The organism is Kitasatospora nipponensis (assembly GCF_039528135.1).
In the GTDB taxonomy this organism is placed as follows: Bacteria; Actinomycetota; Actinomycetes; order Streptomycetales; family Streptomycetaceae; genus Kitasatospora; species Kitasatospora nipponensis.
This window is the reverse complement of the sequence record NZ_BAAALF010000246.1, coordinates 1-10135: the sequence shown is the minus strand read 5'-3', so window position 1 is coordinate 10135 and position 10135 is coordinate 1. Positions and strand designations below refer to the sequence as shown.

Annotated in this window: 10 protein-coding genes; 4 read left to right on the top strand and 6 right to left on the bottom strand. The window is 72.9% G+C overall.

The window, feature by feature from the left end; translation table 11 throughout:
- Nucleotides 1-194, top strand: a 194-nt coding sequence (locus ABD323_RS36865; RefSeq protein ID WP_344446459.1) for a hypothetical protein, incomplete at its 5' end; no start/stop codon positions are given.
- A 56-nt stretch (nt 195-250) separates the two neighbouring features.
- On the opposite strand, the gene ABD323_RS36860 is transcribed toward ABD323_RS36865, so the two are convergent.
- Complete coding sequence (locus ABD323_RS36860; protein ID WP_344446458.1) at nt 251-1390, bottom strand: hypothetical protein; 1140 nt, start codon at nt 1388-1390, stop codon at nt 251-253.
- A gap of 280 nt (nt 1391-1670) precedes the next feature.
- On the opposite strand from ABD323_RS36860, the gene ABD323_RS36855 reads away from it, so the two are divergent.
- Nucleotides 1671-3107 carry a PP2C family protein-serine/threonine phosphatase gene (locus ABD323_RS36855; protein ID WP_344446457.1) on the top strand — a complete coding sequence of 479 codons (1437 nt, stop codon included), beginning with the start codon at nt 1671-1673 and terminating at the stop codon, nt 3105-3107.
- 37 nt (nt 3108-3144) lie between these two features.
- Here the strand turns inward: ABD323_RS36855 and ABD323_RS36850 are convergent, their stop codons facing one another.
- From ABD323_RS36850 to gadC, 5 genes are read right to left on the bottom strand one after another with little or no spacing between them, the layout of a single operon-like run.
- The gene (locus ABD323_RS36850; protein WP_344446456.1) at nt 3145-4680 is read right to left on the bottom strand and encodes an MFS transporter; all 1536 of its coding nucleotides are present in this window, start codon (nt 4678-4680) and stop codon (nt 3145-3147) included.
- Complete coding sequence (locus tag ABD323_RS36845) at nt 4677-5798, bottom strand: M24 family metallopeptidase (protein ID WP_344446455.1); 1122 nt, start codon at nt 5796-5798, stop codon at nt 4677-4679. Before ABD323_RS36845 ends, ABD323_RS36850 begins: the two co-directional genes overlap by 4 nt.
- Before the next feature lie 24 nt (nt 5799-5822).
- Nucleotides 5823-7223 (bottom strand): dipeptidase, encoded by a 1401-nt coding sequence (locus ABD323_RS36840; protein WP_344446454.1) that lies wholly within the window; start codon nt 7221-7223, stop codon nt 5823-5825.
- A complete protein-coding gene (locus ABD323_RS36835) occupies nt 7216-7653 on the bottom strand; it encodes a hypothetical protein (protein WP_344446453.1) in 438 nt (145 codons plus the stop codon). Before ABD323_RS36835 ends, ABD323_RS36840 begins: the two co-directional genes overlap by 8 nt.
- Entirely contained in the window at nt 7650-9140 is a 1491-nt protein-coding gene (gene gadC, locus ABD323_RS36830; protein WP_344446452.1) for a glutamate/gamma-aminobutyrate antiporter GadC, read from the bottom strand. Before gadC ends, ABD323_RS36835 begins: the two co-directional genes overlap by 4 nt.
- Before the next feature lie 222 nt (nt 9141-9362).
- Here gadC and ABD323_RS36825 point away from each other — a divergent pair, with 222 nt between their 5' ends.
- Both ABD323_RS36825 and ABD323_RS36820 read left to right on the top strand, forming a co-directional pair.
- Entirely contained in the window at nt 9363-9800 is a 438-nt protein-coding gene (locus ABD323_RS36825; protein WP_344446451.1) for a universal stress protein, read from the top strand.
- 127 nt (nt 9801-9927) lie between these two features.
- Nucleotides 9928-10135: PIN domain-containing protein (locus ABD323_RS36820; RefSeq protein ID WP_344446450.1), on the top strand; the 208-nt coding region annotated here is incomplete at its 3' end.

The window sequence follows — 10135 nt, the reverse complement described above, 5'->3', positions numbered from 1 at the left end:
TGGTGTCGAACTTCTGCATCGTGTTCTCCGGTGCTCGTCGCTTGTTTCTGACAACGGAAACGCTACGTTGCTTTCCAGACTCGGGCAACAAGCATGTTGCGCAGTGGCAGCATCATCGCAGCTCAGGCCCGTTCAATTGTTGCAATGGATTGAACATCAACGCAACGGTCGTACCCTGCCATTGCAATGAGTGAGAAGTGAACGCAAGGACCGGCAGGCCGGCACCGCCGACCCGTCCCCCGGGCTGCCGCTACCACGGCGGCAGTGGCAACAGCTCCACCAGTGGCGCGAGTTGATGACCGATCAGATCGCGGGCCGGGCCGATCAGCAGGCTGGTGGCCAGCGCGGTGGCCAGGCAGAGCCACCACCGTCCGGAGCCCCGCCCCAGCCGCAGCAGGTGTGCGGTGAAGATCATGGCGGCGATCGCCAGGGGCGGGCCGACGGTGAGAACCCAGGGCGGCACCCCCGGCAGCGTCACCTTCGGGTCGGCCAGCCGGGCGGCCGCGATCGCGGCGGCCGAGACCGCGAGGGTGAAGTCGATGAAGCGCGGCAGCATCTCGGGGACCTCCGCCTCGCCCAGGTAGGCGCGGAAGCGGTAGCAGGCCACCAGGACCAGCACGGAGGACACCATGGTGTCGAAGGCCAGCAGGCCGGTCACCGACGTCGTGCGGTACACCCCCGCGTAGACGCTCGCGAGCACGGCGCCGGCCAGGCTGAAGCCGATCACCGATCCGATCAGTACGACGACGGCGTTGAGTACGGGGGCCGGCCCGGTGCGCGCGGCCCGAAGCTGGGCGCCGAGCAGCAGGAAGGGCAGGGCGACCACCATGGTGGCGCCGGCGAGGACGAGCGAGGGCACCGGTCGGCCCCGGGTGAGCAGCAGCACGCCCGCCGAGTCGGCGGTGGCCCCCGCCATGACGCCCAGGAAGCCGAGCAGGGCCAGGAACGGCTTCACCAGGATCCGCGGTGGCACCCGGGTGATCAGGCCGAAGGCGATCCAGAGACCGCAGAGCAGCACCACCTGGGTGAGGATCGCCAGCGGCACCACCTTGGCCAGCCGGTCGTGGACCATGGCGAGCAGCGCGGCGCCGATCGGGCGCGACTGGTCCTGGCCGTAGAGGCCGTAGGCCAGGGCCAGCAGGACGAAGGAGATGACCGTGGTGAGCTTGCCCGCCTGGCGCCAGAACTTGTTCTCGATCTGGGTGCGGGAGAACGACAGCACCGAGCCGCCGGCCTCGACCACCGTTCTGGCCAGTCCGAAGCTCAGCCGCAGGGCGACGGTCGCCGCCAGCGCGAGCACGATCACCCGCAGGGTGTCCGGACCGACCCGCACCCCGCACTGCGCGAGGAGGCCGGACAGTGCGCCCAGGAAGTCGTCCAACTTCTGCATGCCGGAAGGCTATTGAAGGCCGGCGCCGATGTCTTGCGGGCTGTCCGGGTTGGGACGAGCCCGTGACGGGAGCCCTTCGCCGACGGATCCCGGATGCGGGTCACCGGCCGCCGGCACGGCCCGGTCCCGGCAGGTGGCCGGGGGGAGGCGTGCGTGGAATCGTGGGTTCGTCGGGTCTGTGTCGACGCGGTCGCGGCCATGGGATCCGAGGGCGCCGGCCGCAGGGTCGCAGGGCTGCGGGATGCTCTTCCGGGACGGGTGGCAGGCCAGGGAGGTGCGGGTGCGTTCGGACGGAGCGGGCGTCGGCCGGGGCGGCGACGAGGCGGCACAGGCACCGGCGCCGGCACCGGCCCTCCGCGGTGCCCACGGTCTGCGCGCCCTGCTGGCCGATCGGGAACGGCTGGCCCTGCTGGACGAGGCGGCCGACCGCATCGGCACGAGCCTGGACCTCGGTGCCACCTGCGCGGAGCTGGCGAGCTTCGCGGTCGCGCGGTTCGCGCAGGTGGCGACCGTGGAGATCCTGCCCCCCGAGGCCATTCCGGTGGGGCCCGGCGTCGGGGCGGGGCCGCTGCGCACGCGACGGACGGCCCGGGAGACGGCCCCCGCGTTCCGGGACCGGGGAGCGCCAGGGGCGCTCGGCGCCTGGGTGCGGCACCGGCCCGGATGCCCCACCGCGCGGTGCCTGGAGGGCGGGCACGCCGTCCTGGTCCGGCCGGGCGCCGGCCCATCGGGCGCTCCATCGGGCGCCCCGGCCGGCGAGGGCGGCTCCGGCGAGGGCTGGCCCTGTGAGGCGGGCGGCGGCGACGCCGCGATGCTGGTCGTACCGCTGCGGGCCCGAGGACAGCTGATCGGGGTCCTGTCGCTGCTCCGGACCGGGCACGGCACTCGCCACGACAGGGACTTCGGCAACGACGTCGACCAGCACACGGTGCAGGCCGTGGCCGACCGGGCGGCCCGCAGCGTCGACAACGCCCGGCGCCACGGCATGGCGCAGGACCTGACGATGGAGCTCCAGCGCGCGCTGCTGGCGGATCCGGGCACCCCGCACGCGAACCTGGAGCTGGCCTCCCGGTACCTGCCCTGCGGCACGTCCGCGATGGTGGGTGGGGACTGGTTCGAGAGCATCCGGCTCTCCTTCGGCCGGACCCTGCTGGTCATCGGGGACGTGATGGGCCACGGGGTGGAGGCGGCCGTGGACATGAGCGCCTACCGCACGCTGCTGCGCGGCGTCGCGGCCGCCGACCTGCCGCCGCACCGCATCCTGCGCCAGCTGGACCACCTCACCGCGCAGAACGACGCCACCCGTCCCGCGACCTGCCTGCTGGGCCTGATCGAACCCGCCCGCCGCCGGGCCACCTTCGCCAGTGCCGGCCACCTGCCGCCCACCCTGCTCTCCCCGGACCGCCCGGCGCAGCTGCTGGAGGTGCCCACCGGGCCGCCGCTGGGGACGGGGCTGGGGGACTACCAGGCCGTGGTCCACCCGCTGGACTCGGGACAGGTGCTGCTGCTCTACACCGACGGCCTGGTGGAGCGGCGGACCGAGGACATCGACGCCTCCCTGGCGCGGCTCGCCCGCCTCGGAGGCCCGCGACCGGACGCCTCCCTGGAGGACCTGCTGGACCACGTCCTGGCCACGGTCGCACCGACCGCGCCGGACGACGACATCGCGGTGCTGGCCGCACGCGCCCGCGGTGACCGGGACGGCCTCGTCCGCTGACCGCAAGGACCGGGCCGGGCCCGCCATCCGCGCCGGGCTAGGGAGCCGCGTCGGTCGGCGGGCTCGCGGTCGGCCCGCTCGGTCCGGTCGGCACGGTGTGCGAGGTCGCCGCGGCGGCCGCGGAGTACCGGGCGGCGTTCGGCGGTCCGGAGGGACGGAGGCGGCCGACGAGGAGCGCCAGGCCGATGCCGAACGCGCAGAAGAGGGTGAGCCCGATGGACGCCCGGGAGAACCCGGCCGCCAGCGCGTCCGAGGCCGTCGCGCCCGACGCCTGGTGCCGGCCGTAGACCGAGTCGAAGAGGGCCGCGGTCACGGCGGTGAGGACGGCCGCGCCGATGTAGCGGCCCATGTTGGAGATCCCGGAGGCGGCGCCGACCTGGTCGTCCGGGACGCAGGCGGTGGCCACCGAGGACGACGGTCCGTTCGCCAGGCCCAGCCCGACGGCCAGGACGACCAGCGGGGCCACGAACGCGGCGTAGCTCCAGGAGGCGTGGACGAAGGCGAGCGCGGCGAAGGCGACGGTCGCGGTCCCGAAGCCCACCGCGATCACGTTCCGCGCGCCCACCCGGTCGACGAACGGCGTGATCAGGGGAGCGGTCACCACGATGCCCGCCGCCGCGGGCAGCGTGGCGATGCCCGCCTCCAGCGGCGTCATGCCCAGGCCCGCCGGGTTCTGGAAGTACAGGCTGCAGACGTACATGAGCGCGTTGATGCAGCCGGCCACCACGAGGATGGCCACGCTCGCGCCGACGAGGAAGGTGTTGCGCAGCAGGGCCAGGTCGATCAGGGGGGTGCGCACGCGCTGCTCGACGAGGACGAAGCCGACCACGGCCGCGGCCGAGACCACGAAGCACGCCAGCGTCGGGGCACTGAGCCAGCCCCAGTCGGCGCCCTCGGTGACGGCGAAGACGAACGGGACCAGGACCGCGGCGACCAGGGCGGTTCCCGCCAGGTCGATCGAGCGCGGACGCGAGGGGTCGCGGGACTCCGGGACGGTGCGCAGGGTCAGCGGCACGCAGGCGGCGGCGATGCCCGCGTCGATCCAGAAGAGTCCCTGCCAGCCGGAGACGTCCACCAGCACGCCGCCGATCAGCGGCCCGGCGGCGGCCCCGGCGGCCGAGGCGGCTCCCCAGAGCGAGACCGATCGCATCTGGGCCTCACCGGTGACACCCGCCGACAGCAGGCTGAGCCCGCACGCCAGGATCGTCGAGCCGGCCGCGCCCTGGATCGCGCGGCCGGCGATCACCAGCCCGCCGCTGCCGGCCAGTGCGATCAAGACGCACGAGGCCACGAACAGCAGCAGGCCGCCGAGGAAGATCCGGCGCCGCCCGAAGACGTCGCCCAGGGCGCCGGAGGTGACGATGACGGCGGCGCCGACCAGCGAGTAGCCGGTCACGGCCCACTGCAGGGTGGCCAGCGAGGTGCCGGTGTCCTCGCTGATGGCCGGCAGCAGGATGCTGACCGCGGAGGTGTTCGCGTTCACGACGAAGGCGGAGACGCAGGTCGCCGCCAGGACTCCGGGGGCCGCCCGGGCGGGGGCCGCCGTGGGGGCGCCGCCGCCTTCCGTGCTCACCCCACGATCCCGAGTTCGTGTGGGGTGTTGTTCAGGCGCCGGCCTCCGGTCGCGGTCACGGTCACGATGTCCTCGATGCGGACGCCGAAGCGGCCCGGCAGGTAGACGCCGGGTTCGATGGAGAAGCACATGCCGGGAACGAGTTCCTGCGTCTCGCCCTCGACCAGGTACGGGGGTTCGTGGGTGGTGGTGCCGATGCCGTGCCCGGTGCGGTGGATGAAGTACTCGCCGTAGCCGGCCTCGGTGATCACCCGGCGGGCCACCCGGTCGATCTCCTGGCAGGTGACGCCCGGCCGGACCGCCTCGAAGGCGGTCTGCTGCGCGAGCCGCACCACCTCGTGGACCTTGCGTACCTCGATGGGGACGTCCGCGCCGACGTGGACGGTGCGGGTGGTGTCGGAGCCGTAGCCGTCCAGCAGGCCGCCGAAGTCCAGCACGACGGTGTCGCCGGGTTCGATCCGGCGGTCGCCGGCCTCGTGGTGCGGATTGGCGCCGTTGGGGCCGGATCCGACCACGGTGAAGTCGACCTGGGAGTGTCCGTGGCGCTTGAGCGAGGCGGCGAGGTCGGCGGCCACCTCGGTCTCCAGGCGGCCGGCGAACGGCACCTGGAGGATGTCGCCGTAGGCACGGTCGGCCGCCTCGCCCGCCGCGGCCAGGCGCGCCAGCTCCGCCTCGTCCTTGACCGCCCGCAGCATGGGCAGCGCCCGGGTCAGCGGAGCGTACGTGCTCTGGGCCAGTACCTCCTCCAGGCCCAGCAGGTGCAGCGCCCAGGTGGTGTCGGCGATCCCGTAGCGCCCCGCCGGGTCGGGCAGGAGGGAGGCGAGCAGGGGATAGGGGTCGGTGCCGTCGGGCCAGTCGGTCAGGGTCAACCGCCCGGCGGCGGGGGAGCGTTCGACGTCGGGACGCTCCAGCGTGGGCATCAGGACCGCCGGGTCGCGGCCGGGGGCCAGCACCAGCGCGGTGATCCGTTCGGTGATCGCCACGGGCCGGTACCCGGTGAGGTGGAAGAGGTCGGGACCCGGGGTGATGATCAGGCCGGACAACCCCGCGCCGGTGCAGGCGGAGGTGGCCCGGCGCATCCGGGCGGCGAAGTCGTCAGCGGTGAAGGGGCGCGCCATGGTGGGGAACCTCCGGGATCCGCGCTAGGTCCGCGCGCCGTAGTAGCGCAGGAAGAGTGCCTCGACGTGGGCCATCCGCTCGATCTCCGACGGTTCGACGCTCTCGTTCGGCGCGTGGATCAGACAGCGGGGCTCCTCCACGCCCATCAGGATCAGTTCGGCGTCGGGGAAGGTGGTGGCGAGGACGTTGCACAGCGGGATCGAGCCGCCCTGGCCGAGGAAGGAGACCGGTTTGCCGTAGGCCTCCCGCATCGCGCGGTCGAGCGCGGCGTACGCCGGACCGTCCGTGGCGGCACGGAACGCCGAGCCGGTGCCCTCCCGTTCCACCTCGACCCTGGCACCCCACGGCGCCGCGGCCTCCAGGTGGGCGGCCAGCGCGTCGGCGGCGAGCGCGGCGTCCATGCCGGGAGGCACCCGCAGGCTGACCCGGGCCCTGGCCCGGGCGGGGACGGCGGCGGCGGAGCCGACCACCGGTGGGCAGTCGATGCCGAGCACGGTGACGGCCGGGCGCGCCCACAGCCGGTCCGCCACGCTCCCCGAGCCGAGCAGTCCGACCCCCTCCAGCACCTGGGCGTCCGCGCGGAACTGCTCCTCGTCGTAGCCGAGGCCCTGCCAACTGCCGCCACTGTCCAGGCCGTTGACGCGGGTGGCGCCGTCGGCGTCGCGCAGCGAGTCCAGCATCCGGATCAGCGCGGCCAGGGCGTCCGGGGCGGGCCCGCCGAACATGCCCGAGTGCAGGTCCCCGGCCAGCGTGGAGACGGTCACCACGACGTTGGCCAGGCCGCGCAGCACGGTCGTCGCGGTGGGGACGCCCACCGCCGCGTTGCCGGTGTCGCAGATCAGGAGCGCGTCCGCCCGCAACTCCTCGGCGTGGTCGGGGACGTAGGCCTCCAGCCCGCCGGTGCCCTGCTCCTCGCTGCCCTCCACCACCAGCTTGAGGCCCACCGGGATGTCGTCGCCCAGGGCGCGCAGCGCGGTGAGGTGCATGACGATGTTGCCCTTGCAGTCGGCCGACCCGCGCCCGTACAGCCGGCCGTCGCGCTCGGTGAGTTCGAACGGCGGGGAGTGCCAGGCGGAGTCGTCCAGCGGGGGCTGCACGTCGTAGTGGCTGTAGAGCAGCACGGTCGGCGCGCCCGGCGGGGGTGGGCGGTGACCGAGGACGGCGTGACTGCCGTCCGGGGTCGGCACCAGGCGGACGTCCTGAAGCCCCGCCTCGGCGAATGCCTTGGCGACCCATTCGGCGGTGCGCCGGCAGTGCTCGGCGGGGTACTGCCGGGGGTCCGCGACCGAGGGCATCGCGACCAGCTCGGCGAGTTCCGCCGTGGCCCGGGGCATCAGGGCGGCCACCCGGGCGGCGAGGTCGTCGGGCCGGGCGGTCGTCCCGCTCCCGCCGGTGCCGCCGCTGCCGGCTGTCTTCTCAGTCATTGACGGTGTCCGATGTCTTGAGGTCGTTGATCTTCTGCTGGTAGTCCGCCAGCTTCTCCGGGCAGTAGACCTTGACCACCTCGGCGCCGGCCTCCAGGACCCGCTTGTCGACGATCACCGGACGCTGGCCGGGACCGCCCGCGCCGTTGGAGAGCTGGACGAGCCACAGGGCGCGCTTCAGCGCGGAGTTGGGGTCGGTGCAGACCACGCCGCCGTCGGTGCCCAGGGTGTCGGCGATGTTGCCGATGTTGCGCGAGGCGAAGCCGTCCGCGACGAGGGCGTCGTTCAGCTGGGTCGCCTTGCGGTGGGCCTCGTTGGTGTCCTTCTGCTGGGTGTAGGTGAACAGTCCGGCGATCATCATGCCGACCAGCACCACGATCGAGCCGATGTAGATCCACCGGTGCTCGGACCACATCCGGGTGGGACTCATGCCGCTCCTCCGTCCACCAGGGCGATGTCCGCGTCGGGCTGGCGCCAGCTGGGCTTGCGCGCCTTGAGGAACGCGAAGGGGATCACCACGCCGAGCAGCAGGAGCCCGCCGCCGACGATGCCGACGTAGGCCCAGGCGCTGCTGCCGCCGAACTGCGAGGAGGGGATGAAGCCGATCACCATGGCCAGCGCCGAGGCGACGAAGCCGACCACGCAGAGCGTGGTCAGCAGCGGGGCGCGGTAGCCGCGCGGGTGGTCGGGCTGCTTGCGGCGCAGCTGGATGGCCGCCAGGAACATCAGCAGATACATGATCAGGTACACCTGGGTGGTGATCACCGAGAAGATCCAGTAGACGCTGGAGACGTCCGGGATCAGCGCGTACAGCAGGGCGATGACCGTGGTGAGCGCGCCCTGGGTGACTAGGATGTTCTGCTGGATGCCGTGACGGTTCAGCCGCTGCAGGAACGGCGGCAGGTAGCCCTCCTGACGGGAGATCAGCAGCAGGCCCTTGGACGGCCCGGCCAGCCAGGTGAGCATCCCGCCGAGCGAGGCGGCACACAGGGCGATGGCGATGATCGGGACCAGCCAACCGATGTGGAAGTACTGGAAGAAGGCGTCGAACGCCTGCATGACGCCCGCGGTGAGGCTGAGCTGGTCCGCCGGGATGACCCAGCTGATGGCCAGCGCCGGCAGGATGAAGATCAGCAGCACCAGCCCCATGGCCAGGAACATCGACTTCGGGAACTCCTTGGCCGGGTTGCGCAGCTTGTTGACGTGGACCGCGTTCATCTCCATGCCGGAGTAGCTGAGGAAGTTGTTGACGATCAGCACCAGGCTGGCGATGCCGGTCCACTCGGGGAAGATGTGCGAGGCGGTCATCGGCGCGGCGGAGGCGTTGCCCTGCCCCAGGAAGACGAAGCCGAGCAGGACCAGCAGCGTGCCGGGGATCAGCGTCCCGATGATCAGGCCCCAGGAGGCCAGCCCCGCGACCGCGTTGGTGCCGCGCGAGGAGACCCACACGCCGGTCCAGTACAGGACCACGATGACGATCGCGGTGTAGACGCCGTTGTCGGCCAGCGCCGGATTGATCACGTACGAGATCGTGCTGGCCACGAAGGCGAGCAGGCTGGGGTAGTAGAAGATCGTCATGGCGAACTGGCACCAGACGGCGAGGAAGGCCAGCGGCTTCGACAGCCCCTGCGCGACCCAGTTGTAGACCCCGCCGCTCCACCCGGAGGCCAGCTCCGCGGACACCAGGGCGGTGGGCAGCAGGAAGACGATGGCGGGAACCAGGTAGAGGAACACGCAGGCCAGGCCGTACACGGCCATGGTGGGCGAGGCCCGCAGGCTCGCCACCGAGCTGGTCGTCATCAGCGCCAGGGTGAGCCACGTGATCTTCTTCGATCCCGCCGCCGCCCGGACGGTGTCGGTGGCCCGGGCTCTGCCCGACCCGCCGGCGTCGTCCGCCGGCACGTCCGCAGTACTCATCAAGATCCTCCTACGCCGAGACCGGCACGAGCAGACACGTCATGCACCAGGCTCGCTACGTGGTGTCGCCGCCGCCCGCCGGCCTACGCCGTTCGGCGCAGCCGGGGAGCCGGAGGTCCGGCCGGTGCCTTCGGGGGGCGGAGTGCTCCTCTGGCCGACCGGGCGCAATGGGCGCAGCGTGGGAGGGAGAGCGGTTCGGCGAGGACGGCGAGGTGAGCTGGGATGAGTGGGAACGACGCAGCGCGACGGGTGGTGGTCGGCGTCGACGGTTCGCCGTCCTCGCACGCGGCGCTCCGGTGGGCGATCCGCCATGCGGAGCTGATCGGGGGAGTGGTGGACGCCGTCGGGGCGTGGGAGACCGTGACGTCCTACGGCTGGTCCGCGCCCGTGGTGCCCCTGGACCTCGACGCGGACGTCGCCCGCCAGAGGTTCGAGCGGGAACTCGGCGAGGTCCTCGGCGACGAACAGCCCGTGGAGGTGCGCCGGCGCCTGGTGCTCGGGAACCCGGCCGACGTGCTGGTCGACGCGGCCCGCGGCGCCGAGCTGCTGGTGGTGGGAAGCCGGGGGCACGGGAGCTTCGCGGGGGCGATGCTCGGCTCGGTGAGCCAGCGCTGCGTGACGCACGCCCCCTGCGCCGTGGTGATCGTGCGGCCGGACTGAGCGGGCCGGGCGGCGCGCCGCCTCGCCCGGGCACGGTCTCCACGGTGGGTGCCGGCGGCCCTTGACAGGGTTGCCACCAAGAGCGTCAACTCGCTGGAACGCTCCAGCTCACCGAGGAGGCGCGCACATGGACGACCGGTTCGCCGTGGCCGACGGATTCGACCGGGACCACCGGTCCCGCAAGGCCGACCGGCGCTCGTACGTGCTGGACACCAGCGTGCTGCTGGCCGACCCCCGCGCCATGACGCGCTTCGAGGAGCACGAGGTCGTGCTGCCCGTGGTGGTGGTCACCGAGCTGGAGGCCAAGCGGCACCACCCCGAACTGGGCTACTTCG

Coding starts and splice junctions, on each gene's coding strand:
- ABD323_RS36825 (WP_344446451.1), top strand. CDS start 9,363: ATGAGTGGGAACGACGCAGCGCGACGGGTGGTGGTCGGCGTCGACGGT.
- ABD323_RS36835 (WP_344446453.1), bottom strand. CDS start 7,653: ATGAGTCCCACCCGGATGTGGTCCGAGCACCGGTGGATCTACATCGGC.
- gadC (WP_344446452.1), bottom strand. CDS start 9,140: ATGAGTACTGCGGACGTGCCGGCGGACGACGCCGGCGGGTCGGGCAGA.
- ABD323_RS36840 (WP_344446454.1), bottom strand. CDS start 7,223: ATGACTGAGAAGACAGCCGGCAGCGGCGGCACCGGCGGGAGCGGGACG.
- ABD323_RS36860 (WP_344446458.1), bottom strand. CDS start 1,390: ATGCAGAAGTTGGACGACTTCCTGGGCGCACTGTCCGGCCTCCTCGCG.
- ABD323_RS36845 (WP_344446455.1), bottom strand. CDS start 5,798: ATGGCGCGCCCCTTCACCGCTGACGACTTCGCCGCCCGGATGCGCCGG.